The organism is Streptomyces monticola (assembly GCF_042665355.1).
Classification (GTDB): domain Bacteria; phylum Actinomycetota; class Actinomycetes; order Streptomycetales; family Streptomycetaceae; genus Streptomyces; species Streptomyces monticola.
On the sequence record NZ_JBHTCF010000023.1, the window covers coordinates 1 to 21,198 of the forward strand.

Genomic DNA, 21,198 nt, shown 5'->3' on the forward strand with positions numbered 1-21,198 from the left:
ACGTCCACCAACTGCGGGAGCAGCACGGATAGTTCGACACTACACGCGACCATCCTGACCGAACCCGGGCACGTCAGACGCCAGAAACCCCAAGCCGATCAGCGCCTACGAAATTCTTGGAAGAGCCAAGAACAAGACACTCCCCCTTATGGGCGTCACCCAGCACCTGTTAGAGCTGGTCGCGCAGAACGACAGCATCTGACGCTCCGTCACGAAACTCAGCATCAGGTCAGCATGAGTCCTGCCAGAGGCTGTTTCACACTGCTAAACCCTAGAAGCGAGGCGATGCCGATGGAGCCTCATTCTTCGACCCCGGCCATTTCCCGTGCGTCCTCGGGCGGCAGTTGGCGGTCCTGACGGGCGACCACTGAGAGGTACCGGACGCGAGTACCTTCTCCCCAGGTCAGCGCACCCGTCCCCGCGGTTTCAAGGGCACGGCGGGCAGCTCCGGAGCGGGCAGCGGAGCACCGTCGTACCCCTTCACCTCACCGAAGCGTGAACCATCCATCCACTCGGAGCGAGCCTGTGCGATATCGCCGTTCGACCGGCCGATGAAGTTCCACCACATCACGATCTCCTCGGCGAACGGTTCGCCGCCCAGGAGCATCAGGGAGGCCTCGGACCGGGCGTGCAGGGGGAGTTCGGTGCGGCCGCAGCCGAGGTAGAGCATGGAGCCGGGGAGGACCGGGACGTTGTCGACATGGACCTCGCCGGACATGGAGAGGACCGCGTACTCGAAGTCGGGCTCCAGGGGAAGGCGGACGTCGGCGTCCTGGGTGAGGGTCAGGTCGGCGCCGACGAGGGGGGTGTAGGTCGTTCCGGGGGAGGTCGTGGCGTCCACCGTGCCGAGGATGACCGTGGCCGTGAGGCCGGGGGCCGTGACCTGGGGCAGGGCGGGGTGGTGCTCGAAGTGCGGGGCAGTGTGGCGGTGAGCGTCGGGCAGGGCGACCCAGAGCTGGGCGCCGTGCAGGTAGCGGGGGTGCGGGACCGGTGATTCCTCGGAGTGGCTGAGGCCGTGGCCCGAGGTCATGAGGCCCAGTTCGCGGGGGCGTACCGTCGCGAGGCTGCCGAGCGAGTCGCGGTGCAGGACCTCGCCCTCGTGCAGCCAGCTGACCGTCTGGAGTCCCTGGTGCGGGTGCGGCGGCACCTGCATACCGGGTTCGGCGGCGATGTCGTCGGGGCCGTAGTGGTCGACGAAGCACCAGGCGCCGACCATGCGCCGGCCCAAGTTGGGCAGCAGGCGGCGCACTTCGGTGGACTCGCCGAGCTGGACGCGGCGCGGGGTGAGGAGTTCGCGTACGGGCTCGGCGACGACGAAGCCCCGTCCGCCGCAGACGGACAGGGCAGCGTCACGATCAAGGTTGCTCATGGCCCACAACCTACCGAGGCCGGGGCGGCGCGCGGCCCGTTACGGGTTCAGCGCGCGGGGCGCTGTACGCCGTCCAGGACGAATCCGCTGCGCACCTTGGCCGGCAGGCGGCGCAGCGGGATGCGCAGGTCCTGGTCGGGTACGTCGTACTCCAGGTGGGCCAGGCGCAGGGACAGGGTCTGCAGCAGGCTGACGGCGATGTCCTCGCCGGGGCAGCGGTGGCCGGTGACCGGGTCGCCGCCGCCCTGCGGGATCAGCTCGTCGCGCTGCGGCGGCTCCTGCAGGAAGCGGTTCGGGTCGAAGACGTAGGGGCGCTGCCAGAGGTCTTCGGAGTGGTTCTGGCCGTACAGGTCGAGCAGGACCATGCTGCCCTCGGGGATGGGCTCGCCCTGCCAGGTGAGGTCGGAGACGGCGAGGCCGCCGACGAACGGGGCGAACGGGTAGAAGCGGCGCACCTCGTGGGCGAAGGCCTCCGCGTACGCGCCGGGGGCGTCGGTGTAGGCCGGGGACTCCTTCACGAGGCGCTCGCGGTGGTCGGGCCAGCGGTACAGGGCGTGCGCGGCGAAGGCGATGAACCAGCTCACCGCGACGGTGGGCCGGATGATGTTGAGGAGTTCGACGGCGGCGTCGTGCGGGGACAGAAGTGCGCCCTCGGCGTCGCGGTGGGCGGCCACCGTCGCGGCGGCCGAGTCGGGCATCGCGCTGCTCGCGTCGGCGCGGATGCGCTCGACGAGGCCGGCGAGCCAGGCCTCACGGCGGGCTCGGGCGCGGCGGGCGCGCGCATGGCGCGGTCCCGGGCTCGCGAAGCCGTCGACCATGGCCACCAAGTCGCTTGCCACATCGGTGACTTCGTCGTCCCGCAGCGGGATGCCGGTCCAGCGGCACACGGCGCGGGTGAGGATGCGGCTCGCTTCGTCGAAGAGGACGACCCGGCCGCCGGTGTCCGCCCAGGACTCGGCCGCGTCGTCCCAGGCCTGGGCGGCGAGCCCGGTCAGGTCGCCGACGCCGGTCGGGTCCGTCAGGAGCGACAGGAACATGGCCTTGCGCACGCGGTGCGTCTCGCCGTCCAGGGTGTGCACGGCGCCGTGCCCGAAGAGGGTGGCGAGCACCGGGTCGGGGAGGGCGTCCTGACGCTTGATGTGCTGCTCGTCGTAGAAGAAGCGGACGGCGTCGGGGCCACGCAGGGCCACGGCGTGCTTGCCGAGGAGGCGGGTGCGCACCACGGGTTTGTCGGTGCGCTGCCAGCGCCCCGGCAGCCAGGCGTAGCCGCCGGCCAGCAGGGGCAGGGTGCTGTCGGTCAGGGGTCGAAGGGGGTTCATGTCCACGGGGTGACCCCGCTGCCCGGCCTCAAACCCTCTTACCGCTGGTAGGAGCGGCACCCGGCCACGTACGAGGTGCCCCACGGGTCACAGGTGGTCACGGGGGATCGTCTCGTCCCAGTTCTCCGAGTGGACGCGGCGCTCGCCCTCGTACGCGTCGAGCCGGGCGTGCAGCCGGAAGGTGTCCTCGGTGCAGGTGAGGACGGTGCGGGTGACGGTCGTGACCTCCCAGTCGCCGCGTGCGAAGCGCATCGTGGACTCCACTTCGCCGCGCGGCGAGAGCATGTCATCGGCGACCGAGCTGTAGCGCTGGCGGGAGCTGCGGCCCACTTCCCAGCCGATGTCGTCGAAGCACATCGTGCCGTTGTCGGCGACGACTTCGAGGGCCGATTCATAGCCGACGAGGTCACGGGTGACCTGCCATTCCTGGCGTCCGGGGCGGAGCTGGGTGGTGGCGAGGGGCGGGGTGCCCTCGGGCGGGTCGAAGGGGCGCAGGCTGACCTCGTCGGACTCGGCCATCGGGCGCACCGGGAGCAGCAGCCGGCTGGCGCCGGTGAACACGCCGAGGCGCACGGGGTGCGGCGGCGGCCAGGCCAGCGGCCAGTACGACGTGGACAGGGACAGGCGGATGCGGTGTCCGGCGGGGAAGCGCTGGGCGACGCCGTTGAGCTGGACGTCGACGAGATAGCGGCGTCCTGGTTCGAGCGGCTCCGGCCGGTCGTGGCCGTCGCGGTGGGTCAGGTTGAGCAGGCCGTAGGTGACGCGGGTGGCGCGGCCGTCGGGCGCCACGTCGGAGAGCCGGGCGGCGATCATCGCGACGGGGCGGTTCACCTCCACTTCGAGGCGTACGACGGGCGCTCCGAGGATCTCGCAGGGCTCGGTCAGTGTGTCGGTGTCGAAGACGAGGGAGCCGCCGTCCTCCTCGCGCTGGTCGTAGGGCAGGTCGGGCGGTGCGCTGTAGGAGCACCACTTGCCGGCGAACTGGCCGACGGACAGCGGGGATTCGACCCCGAGCAGTTCGCCCTCGTCCGGCGCCGCCTCGTCGGGCCGCCGCAACCGGTGGGCGGCCAGGGCGAGTTCGGTGGGGCGCGTGTGCGGGGACGGCCAGGACGGCTCGCCGACCCAGCGGCCGGGGCGTTCCTCGTAGGACGTGGACGGGGGCACGCTGTCCTGCATCCAGGTGCGCAGCATCGGTTCGTCCATGATGCCGTTGTCGCGCTTCTTGAGCCATCGGTCCCACCAGCGCACGGCCTCCTGCAGAAAGCCGATCGCGGGGCCGGGCTCGCCCTGGTGCGGGTACTTGTGCGACCAGGGCCCGATGAGTCCCTTGCGGGGGACGTCCAGGTGTTCCATGAGCCGGAACACGGCGTTGGAGTAGCCGTCGGCCCAGCCGCTGACGGCGAACACGGGGCAGCCCACGTCCTCGTACCGCTCGCACACCGAGCCGTGCCGCCAGTACGCGTCACGCCGCTGGTGGGTAAGCCACTCGCGCAGCCAGAGGCCGCTGCCGCGCAGCCGCTCCAGCCACATGTCCCGCCAGGCGTCGCCGACGAGGGCGGGGTCGGGCGGGCACGAGGTGTAGGCGAACATCGTGGACGCCCAGGACAGGTTGTCGGAGAGCAGACAGCCGCCCATGTGGTGGATGTCGTCGGCGTAGCGGTCGTCGCTGAACGACGCGATGAGGACGGCCCCGAGGCCCGGCGGGCGCCTGGCCGCGAGCTGCAGGGCGTTGAAGCCGCCCCAGGAGATGCCCATCATGCCGGTGCTGCCGTCGCACCACGGCTGCCGTGCCAGCCAGTCGAGCACGTCCTCGGCGTCGCGCAGCTCCTGCTCCAGGTACTCGTCGGTGAGCACCCCTTCGGACTCCCCCGTGCCGCGCAGGTCGACGCGGACGCAGGCGTAGCCGTGGCCCGCCATATAGGGGTGGTGGACGGAGTCGCGTACGGCGGTGAGGTCGCGTTTGCGGTACGGGATGAACTCCAGGACCGCGGGCACCGGTTCCTCTTCCGCGTTCTGCGGCAGCCAGAGCCTCGCGGCGAGCCGGGTGCCGTCCGGCAGCGGAATCCAGAGGTGCTCTTCCTGCCTGATGTCGTACGGCAGTGAGGTCACCTCACGCATCAGTGGCCCTCCTCGGGGGTGTCGGCGGCGGGGTCGTCCTCGAACCTGAAGTCCAGGGCGCGGACGCAGCGTTCGTACTTGTCGCGCAGCTCGGCCTCGCCGGCGGCCGCCGCGTAGACATGGGCGAGTTCGTAGCTGTAGCTGTCGGAGGCCTGCGGCAGTTCCGAGAGCCGGTCGCCCACGTCGGCGTGGAGCACGACGCCGACGCCGGGGATCTCCTCCCGCAGGCGTTCGATGTCCTTTTCGGAGGCGCGGTGGCTGACCACGCCGTCCTCGAAGCGGCGCAGGAACCACTTGGCCGCGGTCTTGTACGGGCCCTGTCGGTACGGGAGTTGGGGATCCTCGCCGAGGGCGAGGGAGACCATGCAGTGGTGGTTGGGGATCCCGTCGACATGGGCGAACACCTCGGCGTGCGACTGGGAGTGGCGCGGGTTGACCTCCAGGAGCCCGATGGTGCCGGTGTCGAGGTCGCAGAAGTACTCGATGCAGAACGTCGAGTGGTCGAGGCCGATCTGCGCGATCACCTTGCGGGAGACCTCGGCGAGCCGGTCCTGGATCTCGTCGGGGAGCGTGGACGGGTACTGGTAGCGCAGGAAGCTGGACGTACCGGGGTAGTTGAGGGAGTCGACGACACCGTAGATCTCGACCCGCCCGCCCCAGCTGTAGCCCTCGACGGTGACCTGCGCGCCGCTGAGCGTCTCCTCGGCGAGACAGGCCTGGCCGCCGGCCTCGGCGATCTCGGGAGGCAGGTCGAGCCGGTCCATGACGTGCTCGAAGGGCCGGCCGAGCCGGCCGATGCCTTCGCGGATCTCGGCCACGGCGGCGGCGTACTCCTCGTCGTCACGCACCTTGAAGGCGAGTTCCGACGAGTACGACTTCACCGGCTTGAGCCACAGCGGGTAGCGCAGTCCCTCCGGCGGACGGGGCGGGCCTTCCAGGTCCACGAGGCCGAACCGCGGGTACTCGTCGATCACCTTCCGCTGTTCGAGCCTGCTCCAGTACTTGTGCTCGCACTTGACGACCGCCTCAAGGGAGGGGCCGCGCAGCCCGAACTCGCGGCACAGGATGGGGACCATGGTGCTCACCGGGAAGTCCCAGTAGCCCACGACGGCGTCCACGGGCTTGCCGAACTCGGTCAGCTGCCGCCGTGCCCGCTCCAGGAATTCGGCGATGGGGATCTCCCCCTGCTGCAGTTCGTCGTGGGTCAGCAGGGGATGGAATCGGTACAGCTCCGCCAGCGGAAGCTCCTCGAGCGCCGCCCGGTTCTTCTCGTCGAGCCCCAGGACGAAGATGTCGGCCGGTTCCATGGGGACCTCTTTCCGCGCACCCTGCGCATGGGGGACCTTGCCGCGACCTCGGGTTTCCCGCAGCACCTGCCCCAAACAAGGTCCGAAGTCCCCCGGGGGAAGCCCTCGGGCGGCGGCGACGTTCCCGGACGGGGTCAGCGGCGCAGCGCCCGCTTCTGCAGCGACTCCAGCGGCCCCTGCGGGAACCGCCGCAGCCACAGCGCGGACCCGGCGAGGAGCAGCGCCGACACCGTCGCCCACAGGCCCATCACCCACCATGGCCCGGTGTCCGCGAGCCGGGTGGCGAGGCCGAGTCCGAAGCCGTACGAGACGAGGACGCACAGCACGTTCTGGGCGACGTAGCCGGACAGGGCGGTACGGCCGAGCGCGGTCAGGCCGGCGGTGAGCGGCCCTGGGCGGCGCACCCGGTCGAGGAGCGCGCCGATCAGTCCGATGTAGCCGAGGGCCACGAGGGGCGCGGCGACATAGCGTCCCGCGAGGACGAAGTCCGGGCCGGCCAGGGACACGGCCGCGTTGAGGGGCAGTCCGAGTCCCAGGCCCCAGCGCAGCATCCGGCTGCGCAGGGCACGTCCTGCCGCGTCCTGCCGGAAGGCGCCCGCGCGGAACAGGCGTACGCCGAGCAGGAAGAGGAAGACGAGCAGGCCGAAGGAGAGGACGGGCTCCAGGCGCATCGCGAGGGCGTTCTGCAGCCGGAACAGCACCTGCTCCGGGTAGCCGCCGTCCGCGTAGAGCGCCACCACGTCGGGGTTCGGGCCGCTTCCGTCGGCCGTGTCGGGGGCCGTGACGAGGGCGAGGGTGAGCAGGGCGATCACCGTGAGATGCAGGCCCGCAGCCGTCCACATCACCGTGCGCCGGACGCGGTCGGAGCGGTTCAGGAGCCGGGCGACGAGGAGGGCCGTCACCGCGTAGCCCATGAGCACGTCCCAGGCGAAGACGAGGACGAAGTGCAGGGTGCCCTCGGCGAACAGGAACAGGGCGCGCCTGCGGTAACTGCCGGGCCAGGCAAGGCCGTTACGGGTGGCGGAGTCAAACTGGATGGCCAGGCCCACACCGAAGAGGACGGTGAGCAGGGACAGGAACTTGCCGTCGGCCAGGAACCGGAAGACGCTCTCCGCGGCCTCCCCCGGCGACGCCCCGTCGAGCAGTCCGTGCAGGGTCGCCCCCGGCAGGCCTCCGGTGAGCACGCCCCACTCGGACGCGGGGCTCGTGAAGATCCATACGTTGGTCATCAGGGTGCCCACGATCGCCGTGCCGCGCAGCACGTCGAGCAGAGGCAGCCGGGCAGGGCGGGCGCGCGCGTGCGGCCCGGCCGGTGAGGTTGCTGAGGTCGGTGCGGTCGGTGCGCTGGTGGCGGCAGTGGCAGGCGTGTGCGACATGGGCATCCCCGGGAGGCTCGTGGTCCTCCCAGCGTTGCCCGGCACGGCACGCAGATCGTCATGAGCGGTGATGAACCGCCGCTACATCCTTCGGTGAACCCGGCAGGCGTGACTACACACTTCGGTGGAGACGCCGCCTCCTGGGCCCGCCTCCTACGCGACGTCGGCGCCCATCTCCGGCATCTCGCCCTCCGTCGTCGACAGGTCGATGACGGAAAGGGCCGCGCCCTGCGGGTCGGTGACCGTGGCGAACCGGCCGAAGGGGCTCGTCATCGGCCCGAAGAGCAGGCTCCCGCCCAGGCGTTGGACGGTGGCGACGGCCGCGTCGCAGTCCTCGACGGCGAAGTACACATTGACGTGCGGCGGCACCTCCGCCGGGAAGTCGGGGCCCATCTTCAGACGGCCGAGGAGGGGCTCGCCGCCGAGCTCCCACACGTGGAAGTCGATGGCGTCGTCGGCCATCTTCTTCACCTCGTACGGAAAGACCGCGGGGAAGAAGGCGTCCGCCTTGTCCGCGTCGCGCGTGGTGACCTCGGCCCAGCAGAAGGCGCCGGGCTCGCCGGTCTTCTCGAAGCCCGCGTGGCCGCCCGGCTGCCAGACGCTGAAGTACACACCACCGGGGTCCTGCGCGGCGGCCATGGTGCCGAACGGGCCGACCTCCATCGGCTCCATCACCAGGGTGCCGCCCGCGGAGCGGATCCTTTCGGCGGTGGCCGCGGCGTCGGGCGACGCCAAGTAGAGGTTCCAGGCCGGGGGTTGCCCCGCCATGTCGGGTGGCCGCGGGACGACGGCGGCCACGGCCTTGCCGTCGGAGTACGCCTGGGTGTAGCCGCCGAACTCCGGTGCGCCCTCGGTGAAGGTCCAGCCGAGGAGTTCGCCGTAGAAGTCCTTCGCGGCGCCCACGTCGGGGAACATCGCGTCCGCCCAGCAGGGCGCGCCTTCGGGGTATGCGGTCATGGTGGCTCGAGCCTCCCGTACTGGGGAACATCCGCCCTCTGTCACGGTAGGCGGGCCGGTGCGCGACCGCCTCCCCGAGCGGCGTTCCGAGCAGCACCCCGGGCGGCGCCCGAGTAGAGCCGGTCGGGCCCTTGTCAGGGACCGTCGGCACCTTTTCGGCCATCGCGGCCGCGGGGAAGCTGATTGCGACGCGACACGGCGCGCCGGTTCCGCCTCCTCCCGCAGGCGCGGACCGGCCTCCGCGCCGCGCGTCGGCGGAGCGTCTTGCCGTACCGGGGGTCCACCGCGGTCCTGGGCGCTTCCGGGGAGGCGTCTTGCGGCCCGCCCGCCCTGCGTGTGCCGCAAGACGACCCGGATCCGTGAACCGCGCGCGAAGGCTTCCCGCACCACGGCCCGCGCGGAAGGCCGTCAGCCGCCGTCACCGCGCGGAAGGCCGTCAGCCGCCGTCACCGTCGCGGTACGTCTCCAGGAACCGCAGCCACACCTCGCTGATCGTCGGGTACGCGGGTACCGCGTGCCAGAGCCGCTCGACGGGGACCTCTCCGGCCACGGCGATCGTCGCCGCCTGCAGGAGTTCGCCCGCGCCGGGGCCCACGAACGTGGCGCCGACGACGACCGGGCGGTCCGGGTCCACGAGCATCCGGGCCTGCCCGCGGTAGCCGTCGGCGTACAGGCCGGCGCCCGCGACGCCCGACAGGTCGTAGTCCACCACCCGCACCCGGCGGCCCGCGCGCTCGGCCTCGGCCGCGGTGGGCCCGACGGAGGCCACCTCCGGGTCGGTGAACACCACTTGGGGCACCGCCGCGTGGTCGGCGGTGGCGGCGTGCGCGCCCCAGCGGTCGGTCTCCAGGAGAGGCGTGCCGGCCGCGCGGGCGGCGATGGCGGCGCCCGCGATCCGGGCCTGGTACTTGCCCTGGTGGGTCAGGAGCGCACGGTGGTTGACGTCGCCGACGGCGTACAGCCAGTCGCTGCCCTCGACCCGGCAGCTGTCGTCGACGGTGAGCCAGGAGCCGGGTTCGATGCCGATGGTGTCGAGGCCCAGGTCGTCGGTGCGCGGCGCGCGGCCGGTGGCGAAGAGGACCTCGTCGGCCTCCAGGTGCTCACCGTCGTCGAGGGTGAGCGTGACCGCGCCGCCCTCGCGCACGGCCGAGGTGACGGACACGCCCGTGCGCACCTCCGCACCGGCCTCGCGCAGCGCCTCCGCGACCAGTTCACCGGCGAAGGGCTCCATCTTCGGCAGCAGCCCCTCGCCCCTGACCAGGACCGTCACGCGCGAGCCGAGGGCCTGCCAGGCGGTGGCCATCTCGGCGGCGACGACACCGCCGCCGACGACCGCGAGCCGCCCGGGCACGGACTGCGCGCTGGTCGCCTCGCGGCTGGTCCACGGACGGACGTCGGCGAGGCCCGGCAGGTCGGGCAGCACGGCGCGGCTGCCGGTGCACACGGCCACCGCGTGCCGGGCGGTCAGGACCTGCCGCTCCCCGTCGGGCCCGCCGACGGTGACCCGCTTGGGCCCGTCGATACGGCCCTGGCCGCGGTACACGCGTACGCCGATGGAATCGAGCCAGCCGACCTGGCCGTCGTCCTTCCAGTTGTTCGTGTAGTAGTCGCGGTGGGCGAGGACCGCGGCGGCGTCGAGCGGCCCCTGCACTGCCTGGCGCAGGCCCGGCACCCGGCGGGCGTCCGCGCGGGCGATGACGGGGCGCAGCAGCGCCTTGCTCGGCATGCACGCCCAGTAGGAGCACTCGCCGCCGACCAGTTCGCTCTCCACGATCGCGGCGCTCAGGCCCGCGGCGCGGGCGCGGTCGGCCACGTTCTCGCCGACCGGTCCGGCGCCGATGACCACCACGTCGTAGGCGGATTCTGCATCTTCTGCGTGTCCCTGTGCCTGATCCATGGGCGCCAGTCTTCCGTTATGTGTGGGCCACGGCCACAGGGGCAGGGGCACGGATGTCCCGGAATAGGGAGCTGACCCGCGCCGTTGTGCGGGGCAGCAGGGAGTACGACGTATCCGACCGCGAAGAGGTAGGAAGCTGTGAGCACCCAGGAACTCACCAAGGAGAACTTCGACGAAATCGTGTCGCAGAACGATTTCGTCCTCATCGACTTCTGGGCGTCCTGGTGCGGTCCTTGCCGCCAGTTCGGCCCGGTCTACGAGGGTGCGTCGGAACGCCACCCCGACCTCGTCTTCGGCAAGGTCGACACCGAGGCGCAGCCGGAGCTCGCGCAGGCCTTCGGGATCCAGTCGATCCCGACGCTCGCGATCATCCGGGACAAGGTCGCGATCTTCGCCCAGCCCGGCGCGCTGCCGGAGTCCGCTCTCGAGGATGTGATCGGGCAGGCTCGCAACGTGGACATGGAGGACGTGCGCAAGGCGATCGCCCAGGAGCAGGCAGAACAGCAGGCGTCGCAGGGCCAGCAGCCCGAGGCGTGAACGGCGTCAGGGGGCGGATCCGGAAAGCCGGGTCCGCCCCCTGACGCATGCCCGCGGGCGCCCACGAGGACGCATGCCCGCCGGTGCCCCGAGGACGCGTGTCCGCGGGCGCCCAGGAGCGGGCGTCAGAACGGATACGTCGCCGTGTCCCCGCGCACCGTCGTCCAGCGCGTCTCGGTGAACGCCTCCAGGTTGGCCTCGCCGCCGAAGCGCGCTCCCGTGCCGGAGGCCGCGATGCCACCGAAGGGGGCGACCGCCTCGTCGTTGACCGTCTGGTCGTTGATGTGGGCGATCCCGGTGGGGATGCGGTCGGCGAGGGCGAGGCCGCGGGCGGTGTCGCGGGTGACGATGCCCAGGGACAGTCCGTAGGGGCCTGCGGCGGCGAGCGCGGCGGCCTCGTCGGCGGTGGCGAAGGAGCGGACGGGCGCGACCGGGCCGAAGACCTCTTCGGTGTACGCGGGGGTGTGGTCGTCGACTCCCGCGAGCACCGTCGGGCGGTAGAAGAGCCCGTCGTGCGCGCCGCCCTCGGCGAGCTTGGCGCCGTGCGCCGTTGAGGCCTCCACCAGGGCGTGCACCTTGCTGAGCTGGCCCTGGTCGATGAGCGGGCCGAGGTGGACCTGCTCGCGGTGCGGGTCGCCGACGGCGAGGGCCGCGGCCTTGGCGGCGAGGCGCTCGACGTACTCCTCGTAGAGCGAGGCGTGCACGAGGTGGCGGCCCGTGGTCATGCAGATCTGGCCCTGGTGGAAGAAGGACCCCCAGGCGGCGGTGGAGATCACCGCGTCGAGGTCGGCGTCCTCCAGGACGACGAGGGCCGAGTTGCCGCCGAGCTCCAGGTGGGCGCGCTTGAGATGGCGGCCCGCGGCCTCACCGACCGCACGGCCCGCGGCCGTCGAGCCGGTGAAGGAGATGACGGGCACGCGCGGGTGCGCGACCAGGGCCTGGCCCGTCTCGGCGCCGCCGGGCAGCACATGCAGCAGCCCTTCGGGCAGGCCCGCCTCGGCGAACACCGCGGCCAGCGCGAGGCCGCCGCAGACGGCGGTGCGCGGATCGGGCTTGAGCAGAACGGCGTTGCCCAGGGCGAGGGCGGGGGCGACCGACCGTATGGAGAGGATCAGCGGGGCGTTGAACGGGGCGATCACGCCGGTGACGCCGACCGGCACGCGCCGGGTGTACGACAGGCGCGGGGCCTCGCTCGGCAGGACCTGGCCGCCGGGCCGGGAGGCGAGCGCCGCGGCCTCGTAGCACTCCTGGGCGGCGACATGCAGCTCGAAGTCGGCCTTGCCGGGGATCGATCCGGACTCGCGCACCAGCCACTCGCGCAGTTCGCCGGCGTGTGCGGCGAAGGCGTCGCCCGCGCGGCGCAGGACGGCGGCGCGCTCGAAGTGCGGGAGCGCGGCCCAGGCTCTCTGCGCGGCGTGCGCGGCTTCGGCCGCGGCGTCCACGTCGTCACCGCCGGCGAGGGTGAGGGCGCCGAGCTGCTCGCCCGTCGCGGGTTCCGTGATGGTGTACGCACCGCCGGCAAGGGCACGGGGCTGCCAGTTCTTCGGGTCGAGCAGGGGCATGCCAGGTCTCCGTTTCGATGAGGTGAAGTCCCGTGCGGCGACGGCGGCGGGCGCGGCGGCACGGGGCCGGGCGCCCACCGAAACCAAAGTAGTTCAGTGCGCAACATCTTATGCACGCGGTACGGAACCAGAACCCTCCGCAACGCGCACCGGCGGTTCCGGATCCGTACCGCACTCGCTCAACTCCCTTACAGATACGGGGAGTTGTAACCGTGCACGCACAGCCGGTCAGCGCTCAAGGACCAGCGCGAGCCCTTGTCCGACGCCGATGCACAGGGCCGCGACGCCCTTGCCCGAGCCCGCAGCCGCGAGCTGATGTGCGACGGAGCCCGCGAGACGTGCGCCCGAGGCGCCGAGCGGGTGGCCGATCGCGATGGCGCCACCGCGCGGGTTGACCAACCCGGGGTCCAGGTCGGGCCATTCGGCGAGACAGCCGAGCGCCTGCGCGGCGAAGGCCTCGTTCAGCTCGAAGGTGGTGAGCTCCGCGAAGGAGCCGCCCGCCTTGGTGAGCGCGCGCCGCACCGCCTCGACCGGGCCGAGCCCGAATAGCTGCGGCTCGACACCGGTGACGGCGGATGCGCCGATCCGGGCGAGCGGTTCACGCCCGGTGGCGCGCAGACCGTCCTCGTCGACGAGGAGCAGGGCGGCCGCACCGTCGTTGAGGGGCGAGGCGTTGCCCGGGGTGACGGTACCCCCGTCCTTGCGGAAGGCCGGCTTGAGCTTGGCGAGGGCGTCCATCGACGTGGTGTCGCGGATGCACTCGTCACGGTCGAGGCCGATGCCCTCGTACGCCACCACCTCGCCGTCGTAGAGGCCCTTGTCCCAGGCCTCGGCCGCCTTCTGGTGACTGGCGAGGGCGAAGGCGTCCTGCTGTTCACGGGTGATGTGGTGCTTGTCGGCGACGAGTTCGGCGCCCTCGCCGAGCGAGACGGTCCACTCGGCGGGCATCCGCGGGTTGGTCATCCGCCAGCCGAGGGTCGTGGAGTGCAGCTGCTGGTGGCCGGCGGGGAAGGCCCGCTCGGGCTTCTGCAGCACCCACGGCGCGCGCGACATGGACTCCACCCCGCCCGCGATCGCCACCGACGCGTCGCCGAGCGCAATGGCGCGTGCGGCCTGGATGACGGCTTCGAGGCCCGAGCCGCAGAGCCGGTTGACCGTGACACCCGGGACGCTCACGGGGAGCCCGGCGAGCAGGACGGCCATACGGGCCACGTCGCGGTTGTCCTCGCCCGCGCCGTTGGCGTCACCGAAGACCACGTCGTCGATACGGGCCGGGTCGAGGTCGGGGGTGCGGTCGACGAGAGCGCGTACGACATGGGCGGCGAGGTCGTCGGGGCGCACGCCGGCGAGGGCGCCGCCGAACTTCCCGATCGGGGTGCGGACGGCGTCGACGATATAGACATCACGCACGGTGGGGCTGCTCATCCCTGCTCCTTCAGTTCCGGTGTCCAGGCCACATGTTCCGGTGTCCGGCCGCACTTCCGTGTCCGGGCGTCCGGGCCGGATTCCCGCATCCGGGCGTCCGCGCCGCACCCCGGGTTCCGCGTCCGGGCCGTCCGCGCGCTCACGTCGAGTCGCGCGGAACCGCCGTACTGCCGAGCAGATGGTGCACTTCGGGCGCTCCCCCGGGGTCGCGCACCACCCGGTCCACGAACTCCGCGAGCAGCTGTCCTGACGGCATCTCCAGGTGGACAGTGCTCAGACGGGGGCGCAGGAGGCGGCCGATGAGCAGATCGTCGGCGCCCATGACGGCGGTGTCCCCCGGGATGCCGGTCCCGGCGTCCTGGAGGGCACGCATCAGGAGCATCGCGTACTCGTCGTTGTACGCGAAGACCGCGTCGAGCCCCAAGTCCGGCCAGCGCGCGGCGAGTTCGGCCGCATCCTGCTCGTCGTAGGCGAGGCCGAGGGGCACCACCCGGGCCCCGGTGCCTTCGGCCGCCGCGCGGACGCCTTCGAGACGCGGCGCCGAGAAGGTCTCGAACCCGGCTTCCGCCGGCATGATCACGCCGATGCTCCGGCGGCCCCCGGACAGCAGGTGGGCGCCCGCGCAGTGGCCGACCTCGCGCTGGTCCATCAGCAGGGCGTGCGCGCCCTCGACGCGTTCGGGTCCGAGCGTGAGCACGGCCTTGGCGCCGGAGCGCTTGAGGACGTTCACGCCGCGGGGCCCGAGGGTGCCCGCGCCGGGTGCGAGGACGGCGACGGGCCGCAGTTCGGCCCAGGCGCGGGCGGCCTCGTCACCGCTCATGCCGACGCTGCCGTGCTGCACGACGGTGTAGTCGAGGCGGCGCAGGGCCCACTGCAGTTCGTTCAGGAAGTGGCTGTAGAGCGGGCCCGCGGGGATGTGCGGGGTCGGCATCAGGACCATCCGGCTGTGTCCGGCGCGCAGGCTGCGGGCGGCGGCGTGCGGCACGTAGCCGAGCTCTTCGGCGGCCTCGCGGACACGGCGCCGGGTGGGTTCGCTGATCCGCACGGCGGTGGTGTTGTTGAGGACGTACGACACGGTCGCCCGTGAGACCCCGGCGAGCCGCGCCACGTCGGCGCTGGTCGGCACGGGGCGTGCGGCCGCCGTGCCGGCCGCGTTCGGTGCGCCGGTCGTGCTCGCCGTGTCCGCCGTGCTCTCCAGGGCCGGACGTCCTGACTGCTTCGGTATCTGCACCACCCCCCGCATCCTTCCAGACCCCGCCGGGCGGGCGGCAGGCCGGTCCCGATGAGGCGCCGGGCAGCCGGCTCCGCCCAGGTCAACTCCCGTACTCCCATATCGATTTCCGCCCGCGAACGCTAACGTTCGTTCGTACGAACAAGAGACCCGGTCCGCCACCGGAAAGGTGCCCGCATGACCACCGACCGTGCCGCAGGTCTCGCGCGGACCGCGCGGGCGCTCGCCGACGGCGAGTTCTCCTCGCGCGCCGTCGTCGAGGAGACCCTCGCCCGTATCGAGGCGGCGCAGCCCGCGCTCAACGCGTTCCGCCGGGTGCGCGCGGAGGCCGCGCTCGCCGAGGCCGAGGCCGCCGACGCCCGGCTCGCCGCCGGTGAGCGGCTGCCGCTGCTCGGGGTGCCGGTCGCGGTGAAGGACGACATGGACGTGGCGGGCGAACCGACGGCGTTCGGCTGCCGCGGCACGTTCCCGGCCAAGAGCGAGGACGCGGAGGCGGTACGCCGGCTCAGGGCGGCCGGCGCGGTGATCGTCGGCAAGACCAACACCTGTGAGTTCGGGCAGTGGCCGCACGCCGAGGGGCCCGCCTTCGGGGACACCCGCAATCCGTGGAACCCCGGTCACACACCCGGGGGTTCGTCGGGCGGTTCGGCGGCCGCGGTGGCCGCGGGACTGGTCCCCGCGGCGCTCGGCTCGGACGGCGCGGGCTCGGTGCGCATCCCCGCGTCATGGACCCATCTGATCGGCATCAAGCCGCAGCGCGGCCGGATCTCCTCGTGGCCCGACCCGGAGGCGTTCCAGGGCATCACCGTCAACGGACCGCTGGCACGGACCGTCGAGGACGCGGCGCTGCTGCTCGACTGCGCGAGCGGCAGCCACAAGGGCGATCTGCACCGGCCGCCCGCGCTGCGCCTCGGTGAGGCCGTCGGCCGCGACCCGGGGCGCCTGCGGATCGCCCTGTCGACGCGGATGCCGTTCACCGCAACGCCCAAGAAGCTGGCGCCGGTTGTGCGGGCCGCGCTGTACGCGCTCGCGGACCGGCTCGCCGCGCTCGGCCACGAGGTCGAGGAGGCCGATCCGCCGTACGGCCCGATCGGGCTCACCTTCGTGCCGCGCGCCACGGCCGGGATCGCCGAGTGGGCTCAGCGCGTGCCGGATCCGGCACTGCTCGACCCGCGCACCCAGGACGCGGCGCGCATGGGCCGTGTGCTCGGCGGGGCGCCGCTGCGCTGGGCACGCCGGGCCGAGGTGACGCTGCACCGCCGGGTCGGCACGGTCTTCCGCCGCTACGACGTGGTGCTCGCGCCCACCACCGCGACGCCCGCGCCCCGTATCGGCACGATCGCGGCGATGAACGGGCTGCGCACCGACCGGGCGATGATCGCGGCCTGTCCGTACGCCTGGCCGTGGAACGTGCTCGGCTGGCCCGGCATCAGCGTGCCGGCCGGCTTCGCCCCCGGCCGCCTCCCGGTGGGGGCGCAGCTGCTCGGGCCCGCCAACAGCGAACCGCTGCTCGTCTCGCTCGCGGCGCAGCTGGAGAGCGACCAGAAGTGGTACGAGCGGTGGCCGGTCACAGCGGGCGACACCGCCGGGGCGGCCTGAACACCTCCCCCTCCGGGCGAGGGCCGTCACCCCTTCGCGAGCGCCGGCCACAGCTGCGGGTCCTCGAAGTTCAGGGCCCACAGGGCGGTGTTGCGGACGCCGTACTTGCGCAGGACGGGAAGGTGCGCGGCGGTGCCGCGGGCGTCCTGGTACCAGACCGTTCTGCGCACCTTGCCGTCCTTGTAATGGAAATAGGGCGTACGCGATGCCGGGTCCAGGCGGTACTTGGCGCCCACCTTGCGGCGCAGTCGCTCGGCGGATTTGGAGGTGACGTGCCGGGTCTCCGCCTTGTCCCTGCCCTTGCCCCCGACGGGCCAGTCCCAGCCGTAGCCGGGCAGCGCCATCTCCAGCTTGTGGCGCGGGACGAGGGCGGTGGCGCGGCGCAGGATGTCGTCGTACCAGTCGGGCGAGGACAGCGGTCCCGGCGGGCCGCCCTCCCAGTGCATGTTGTACGCCATGATCCGCATCCGGTCGGCGGCGGCGCCGATCCTGCGGTAGTCCCAGATCCGGCCGTTGCCGCGGGCCTGCGGTGAGACGGTGGCCACGCACTGCTTGTTCATGGCGTGCAGGGTGCGGCACAACTGGTCGATGAAGGTGGCGTATCCGGCGCGCACCTGCTTGTACGTGGCGTTGCCGGTGGACGCGATGGACTCGTAGTCGATGTCGATGCCGTCGTAGGCACGGCTGCGGACGACGGCCACCAGGGCGCGGATGTGCGCGGCGCGGCTCTGCTTGCGGGTCATGATCCTGGCGAGCACCCCGGGCCCGAGCTGTTCGTGCACGGTCGGCACGACCTTGATGCCCGCGCGGTGCAGGCCGTCGATGACGCGCCGCTCCCCCGCGCCGCCGTGCGCGGCGATCCGCCCCGCCGACTTGGCCTCATACCAGAACGGGCTGACGGTGTGCAGCTGGTCCTTGTGGCGCAGCGCCGTGCGGTAGGCGGCCTCCTGCTCCCAGTAGGGCAGCCAGCCGGAGACGGTACGGGCGGGGCGCGGGGCGGCGGTGTCGTCGGGGCCCTTCTGACGGTCCGTCGCATGGGCGGGCGCGAGGGCGGTGAGGGCGAGGGCGGCGGCGCCGATCATGCCGAGGGCGCGGGCGTGGGTCCGGTGTGCGGTGCGTCGTCGTGCCATGGACCGAGCCTGCGGGCCACGCGCCCGCCCCGCCCTGCGGGCTGCTCCGTACAGGTCCTAGCCTGACCCGCGTGACTGCCTACAGCGATGACCTGCAGATGCCCGACGTCCCCGGCCGCTGCGGCCCTTCGGCGACCGTGGAGGCCGAGCCGCGCGAAGTGGGCGTGGTCCATACGGAGTACGCGCCCGCGCACGACGGCGATCCGGACCCGGGCGAGATCGTCTGGACGTGGGTGCCGTACGAGGAGAACGACGGCCGCGGCAAGGACCGTCCGGTGCTGATCGTGGCCCGCGAGCGCGCCGGCACGCTCCTCGGCGTGCAGCTGTCGAGCAAGCAGCACTCGGGCGACCGGGAGTGGGTGGCGCTCGGCAGCGGTCCGTGGGACGCCTCGGGCCGTGACTCGTGGGTGGACCTCGACCGGGTCCTGCGGGTGCACGAGCGCGGTATGCGCCGTGAGGCCTGCGCCCTGGACCGCGGGCGGTTCAACCTGGTGGTGCTGCGGCTGCGCGAGCGGTACGGCTGGCGGTGAGCGCGGGAGTGAACGTCCGGTGATCCGCCGGTGACCGTGGGCCGAGCACCATGAAGCGGACGCGGGGCGGTCTTGTGCGGACGACGGTGAGGGTTTTGGGTGGACGGGTGTGTCTGCGGGTCCCGGACCGGACGGCAGGGGCCCCAGGCCGCAGTATCGGTCTTCGAACAGGAGGATCCGGCCATGAATGAGGCCGACTGTACCGACTACGGCCCGCCCGCGACCGAGGACGAGGTGGCTGCCCTCGTCCACGGCATCTGCTTCAAGACCGGCCCTCCCACCACGGTGGGAGTGGAACTGGAGTGGTTCGTCCACGAGTTGGGCGCCCCGCAGCTCCCCGTAGCGCCCGACCGGCGCGCCGCGGCCGTCGCCGCACTGCGCACCCTGCCCCTGAGTTCGGCCCTCACGGTCGAACCCGGCGGCCAGCTGGAGCTCAGCTCCCTGCCCGCCGCGTCTCTCCCGGAGTGCATCGCCTCCGTCTGCGCCGATCTCGCCCAAGTGCGCGCCGCCTTAGCCGGCTTGGGACTCGGCCTCACCGGTCTCGGCCAGGACCCCTGGCATCCGCCGAAGCGCCTGCTGCACGATGCGCGCTACGTCGCCATGGAGACCTACTTCGACCGCACAGGGCCCGCGGGCCGTTCCATGATGTGCTCCACGGCGTCCGTGCAGATCTGTCTGGACGCCGGCTACGAGGAGCCGGGCCCGCTCGGCCACGGGCGGCGCTGGCACCTCGCGCATCTGCTCGGGGCGGTCCTGGTCGCCGCGTTCGCCAACTCCCCGCTCGACGGCGGGCGCCCCACCGGCTGGCGCTCCACCCGGCAGGCCGTATGGGCGGCGATCGAGCCGGGCCGCAGCTCCGCACCGCCGGACGGCGAGGAGCCCCGTACGGCCTGGACCCGGCATGTGCTCGACTCCCCCGTGATGTGCGTACGCACTCCGCAGGAGCCCTGGCTCGTGCCGGAGGAGGTGACGTTCCGGGACTGGCTGCGCGGTGGTGTGCTGCCCCGGCCGCCGACCCGTGACGACCTCGACTACCACCTGACGACGCTGTTCCCGCCGGTGCGCCCGCGGGGACATCTGGAGCTGCGCATGGTGGACGCTCAGCCGGGCGACGACGGCTGGATCGTGCCGCTGGCCGTCACCGCCGCGCTCTTCGACGACCCGGAGGCGGCCGAGCGGGCCTACCGCACGGTCAAACCCCTTGCCGAGCGCACCACTTCACTGGGCGGCCACCGGGCGCCCGCGCCGCGCAGCCCGCTGTGGCTGGACGCGGCGCGGCACGGTCTGGCCGACCCCGAGCTGCAGGACGCGGCCGCCGACTGCTTCGCCGCCGCCCTGGACGCACTGCACCGACAGGGGGCGACGACGGCCGTCGTCGACGCGGTCGGCACGTTCACCGAGCGCCATGTCGCCCGGGGCCGCTGCCCCGCCGACGATCTGCTCGACGAAGTCAACGGGAGGACACCTTGACGCATCCCGAGGCACCCGTGGCCGGCCTCGGCCCCGACGACCGGGATCCCGAGGCGCTCCGTGCCGGCGCGCTCGCCGCGCTCACCACCGCACGGGAGCGCACCCGGCTGCTCACCACCTGCGTGGACGAGGCCGAACTCACCGCACAGCACTCGCCGTTGATGTCCCCGCTGGTGTGGGACCTGGCCCATATCGGCAACCAGGAGGAGCAGTGGCTGCTGCGGGCCGTCGCCGGGCGTACGGCCATGCGGCCCGAGATCGACTCCGTCTACGACGCGTTCGAGCACCCGCGTGCCGAACGTCCCGCGCTGCCGCTGCTCTCCCCCACGGAGGCGCACCACTACGCGGCGGAGGTGCGCGGCCGGGTCGAGGACGTCCTGGCGGGCAGCCCGCTGCGCGGCTCACGCCTCCTTGATGCCGCCTTCGCGTTCGGCATGATCGCGCAGCATGAGCAGCAGCACGACGAGACCATGCTCATCACCCATCAGCTGCGCCGCGGCCCCGCGGCCCTGACCGCCCCCGACCCCGGACCTCCGGCGAGCCCGCCCGCGGCCGCCGAAGTCCTGGTTCCCGGCGGCGAGTTCACGATGGGAACCTCCACCGAGCCGTGGGCCCTGGACAACGAACGGCCCGCACACCGCCGCGACGTGGCGGCGTACTGGATCGACACGGCCCCGGTGACCTGCGGGGCGTATCTGGAGTTCATGGCCGACGGCGGCTACGACGACGCCCGCTGGTGGGACCCGGCGGGCTGGTCCCACATCCGCGAACACGGCCTGGTTGCACCGCTGTTCTGGCGCCGCGAGGGCGGGCAGTGGCTGCGGCGGCGGTTCGGGGTGACCGAGCCCGTGCCGGCCGACGAGCCGGTGCTGCACGTCAGCTGGTACGAGGCGGACGCCTATGCCCGCTGGGCGGGGCGCCGGCTGCCCACGGAGGCGGAGTGGGAGAAGGCGGCCCGGCACGACCCGGCCGCGGACCGCTCGCGCCGCTACCCGTGGGGCGACGCCGACCCGGGCCCCGGACACGCCAACCTGGGCCAGCGCCATCTGCGCCCGGCACCGGCCGGGGCGTACGAAGAGGGGCAGTCGCCGCTCGGCGTACGCCAGTTGATCGGGGACGTGTGGGAGTGGACGGCCAGCGACTTCCTGCCCTATCCGGGGTTCGTCGCGTTCCCGTACCGCGAGTACTCGGAAGTCTTCTTCGGCAGTGACCACAAGGTGCTGCGCGGCGGCTCGTTCGCCGTCGACAAGGTGGCCTGCCGCGGCACCTTCCGCAACTGGGACTATCCGGTGCGGCGGCAGATCTTCTCCGGGTTCCGCACCGCGCGCGACGCGAGCGCCGAGGAACACCGCGGAAAGGGGAGTCGGTAGC

General features: G+C 72.7%; 16 protein-coding genes. 5 read left to right on the forward strand and 11 right to left on the reverse strand.

Going from position 1 to position 21,198, the window contains the following annotated elements:
* Positions 1-403: 403 nt before the first annotated feature.
* The 7 genes from ACFQVC_RS35990 to ACFQVC_RS36020 form a co-directional block, all read right to left on the reverse strand.
* Positions 404-1,369: a pirin family protein gene (locus ACFQVC_RS35990; protein ID WP_381838679.1), complete on the reverse strand. Its 966-nt coding sequence runs from the start codon at positions 1,367-1,369 to the stop codon at positions 404-406.
* Positions 1,370-1,416: 47 nt separating this feature from the next.
* Entirely contained in the window at positions 1,417-2,688 is a 1,272-nt protein-coding gene (locus tag ACFQVC_RS35995) for a cytochrome P450 (protein WP_381838681.1), read from the reverse strand.
* Between the two features lie 87 nt (positions 2,689-2,775).
* Positions 2,776-4,806: a CocE/NonD family hydrolase gene (locus ACFQVC_RS36000; protein ID WP_381838683.1), complete on the reverse strand. Its 2,031-nt coding sequence runs from the start codon at positions 4,804-4,806 to the stop codon at positions 2,776-2,778.
* The gene (locus tag ACFQVC_RS36005) at positions 4,806-6,113 is read right to left on the reverse strand and encodes an ATP-grasp domain-containing protein (protein ID WP_381838685.1); all 1,308 of its coding nucleotides are present in this window, start codon (positions 6,111-6,113) and stop codon (positions 4,806-4,808) included. The genes ACFQVC_RS36000 and ACFQVC_RS36005 overlap by 1 nt, the downstream gene beginning before the upstream one ends.
* 134 nt (positions 6,114-6,247) lie before the next feature.
* Positions 6,248-7,489, reverse strand: coding sequence for a DUF418 domain-containing protein (locus ACFQVC_RS36010; RefSeq protein WP_381838687.1), 1,242 nt, complete (start codon positions 7,487-7,489; stop codon positions 6,248-6,250).
* Positions 7,490-7,642: 153 nt separating this feature from the next.
* Complete coding sequence (locus ACFQVC_RS36015) at positions 7,643-8,446, reverse strand: VOC family protein (protein ID WP_381838689.1); 804 nt, start codon at positions 8,444-8,446, stop codon at positions 7,643-7,645.
* A 436-nt stretch (positions 8,447-8,882) separates the two neighbouring features.
* Positions 8,883-10,343, reverse strand: coding sequence for a dihydrolipoyl dehydrogenase family protein (locus tag ACFQVC_RS36020; RefSeq protein ID WP_381838691.1), 1,461 nt, complete (start codon positions 10,341-10,343; stop codon positions 8,883-8,885).
* 138 nt (positions 10,344-10,481) lie between these two features.
* Here ACFQVC_RS36020 and ACFQVC_RS36025 point away from each other — a divergent pair, with 138 nt between their 5' ends.
* The gene (locus tag ACFQVC_RS36025; RefSeq protein ID WP_381838693.1) at positions 10,482-10,880 is read left to right on the forward strand and encodes a thioredoxin family protein; all 399 of its coding nucleotides are present in this window, start codon (positions 10,482-10,484) and stop codon (positions 10,878-10,880) included.
* Positions 10,881-11,005: 125 nt separating this feature from the next.
* Here ACFQVC_RS36025 and ACFQVC_RS36030 read toward each other — a convergent pair whose 3' ends face one another.
* From ACFQVC_RS36030 to ACFQVC_RS36040, 3 genes are all read right to left on the reverse strand, one after another.
* Complete coding sequence (locus ACFQVC_RS36030; protein WP_381838695.1) at positions 11,006-12,442, reverse strand: benzaldehyde dehydrogenase; 1,437 nt, start codon at positions 12,440-12,442, stop codon at positions 11,006-11,008.
* A 228-nt stretch (positions 12,443-12,670) separates the two neighbouring features.
* The gene (locus ACFQVC_RS36035) at positions 12,671-13,867 is read right to left on the reverse strand and encodes a thiolase family protein (protein WP_381838697.1); all 1,197 of its coding nucleotides are present in this window, start codon (positions 13,865-13,867) and stop codon (positions 12,671-12,673) included.
* Positions 13,868-14,006: 139 nt separating this feature from the next.
* Positions 14,007-14,993, reverse strand: a complete 987-nt coding sequence (locus tag ACFQVC_RS36040; RefSeq protein ID WP_381838852.1) for a LacI family DNA-binding transcriptional regulator — start codon at positions 14,991-14,993, stop codon at positions 14,007-14,009.
* A gap of 282 nt (positions 14,994-15,275) precedes the next feature.
* Between ACFQVC_RS36040 and ACFQVC_RS36045 the strand changes: the two genes are divergently transcribed.
* Complete coding sequence (locus tag ACFQVC_RS36045) at positions 15,276-16,697, forward strand: amidase (RefSeq protein WP_381838699.1); 1,422 nt, start codon at positions 15,276-15,278, stop codon at positions 16,695-16,697.
* Between the two features lie 26 nt (positions 16,698-16,723).
* Here ACFQVC_RS36045 and ACFQVC_RS36050 read toward each other — a convergent pair whose 3' ends face one another.
* Positions 16,724-17,827 (reverse strand): glycosyl hydrolase family 18 protein, encoded by a 1,104-nt coding sequence (locus ACFQVC_RS36050; protein ID WP_381838701.1) that lies wholly within the window; start codon positions 17,825-17,827, stop codon positions 16,724-16,726.
* Positions 17,828-17,925: 98 nt separating this feature from the next.
* On the opposite strand from ACFQVC_RS36050, the gene ACFQVC_RS36055 reads away from it, so the two are divergent.
* From ACFQVC_RS36055 to egtB, 3 genes are all read left to right on the forward strand, one after another.
* Positions 17,926-18,357 carry a type II toxin-antitoxin system PemK/MazF family toxin gene (locus tag ACFQVC_RS36055; RefSeq protein WP_381838854.1) on the forward strand — a complete coding sequence of 144 codons (432 nt, stop codon included), beginning with the start codon at positions 17,926-17,928 and terminating at the stop codon, positions 18,355-18,357.
* Positions 18,358-18,540: 183 nt separating this feature from the next.
* Positions 18,541-19,827, forward strand: coding sequence for an ergothioneine biosynthesis glutamate--cysteine ligase EgtA (egtA, locus tag ACFQVC_RS36060; protein WP_381838703.1), 1,287 nt, complete (start codon positions 18,541-18,543; stop codon positions 19,825-19,827).
* Positions 19,824-21,197 (forward strand): ergothioneine biosynthesis protein EgtB, encoded by a 1,374-nt coding sequence (gene egtB / locus ACFQVC_RS36065; RefSeq protein WP_381838705.1) that lies wholly within the window; start codon positions 19,824-19,826, stop codon positions 21,195-21,197. Before egtA ends, egtB begins: the two co-directional genes overlap by 4 nt.
* Position 21,198: the final 1 nt, after the last annotated feature.

What these genes read in the sequence shown, in the direction of transcription:
- ACFQVC_RS36050 (WP_381838701.1), bottom strand. Translation starts at nt 17,827, where the DNA reads ATGGCACGACGACGCACCGCACACCGGACCCACGCCCGCGCCCTCGGC.
- ACFQVC_RS36035 (WP_381838697.1), bottom strand. Translation starts at nt 13,867, where the DNA reads ATGAGCAGCCCCACCGTGCGTGATGTCTATATCGTCGACGCCGTCCGC.
- ACFQVC_RS36020 (WP_381838691.1), bottom strand. Translation starts at nt 10,343, where the DNA reads ATGGATCAGGCACAGGGACACGCAGAAGATGCAGAATCCGCCTACGAC.
- ACFQVC_RS36005 (WP_381838685.1), bottom strand. Translation starts at nt 6,113, where the DNA reads ATGGAACCGGCCGACATCTTCGTCCTGGGGCTCGACGAGAAGAACCGG.
- ACFQVC_RS35995 (WP_381838681.1), bottom strand. Translation starts at nt 2,688, where the DNA reads ATGAACCCCCTTCGACCCCTGACCGACAGCACCCTGCCCCTGCTGGCC.
- ACFQVC_RS36015 (WP_381838689.1), bottom strand. Translation starts at nt 8,446, where the DNA reads ATGACCGCATACCCCGAAGGCGCGCCCTGCTGGGCGGACGCGATGTTC.
- ACFQVC_RS36010 (WP_381838687.1), bottom strand. Translation starts at nt 7,489, where the DNA reads ATGTCGCACACGCCTGCCACTGCCGCCACCAGCGCACCGACCGCACCG.
- ACFQVC_RS36045 (WP_381838699.1), top strand. Translation starts at nt 15,276, where the DNA reads ATGACCACCGACCGTGCCGCAGGTCTCGCGCGGACCGCGCGGGCGCTC.
- ACFQVC_RS36030 (WP_381838695.1), bottom strand. Translation starts at nt 12,442, where the DNA reads ATGCCCCTGCTCGACCCGAAGAACTGGCAGCCCCGTGCCCTTGCCGGC.
- egtA (WP_381838703.1), top strand. Translation starts at nt 18,541, where the DNA reads ATGAATGAGGCCGACTGTACCGACTACGGCCCGCCCGCGACCGAGGAC.
- ACFQVC_RS36000 (WP_381838683.1), bottom strand. Translation starts at nt 4,806, where the DNA reads ATGCGTGAGGTGACCTCACTGCCGTACGACATCAGGCAGGAAGAGCAC.
- ACFQVC_RS35990 (WP_381838679.1), bottom strand. Translation starts at nt 1,369, where the DNA reads ATGAGCAACCTTGATCGTGACGCTGCCCTGTCCGTCTGCGGCGGACGG.
- ACFQVC_RS36055 (WP_381838854.1), top strand. Translation starts at nt 17,926, where the DNA reads ATGCCCGACGTCCCCGGCCGCTGCGGCCCTTCGGCGACCGTGGAGGCC.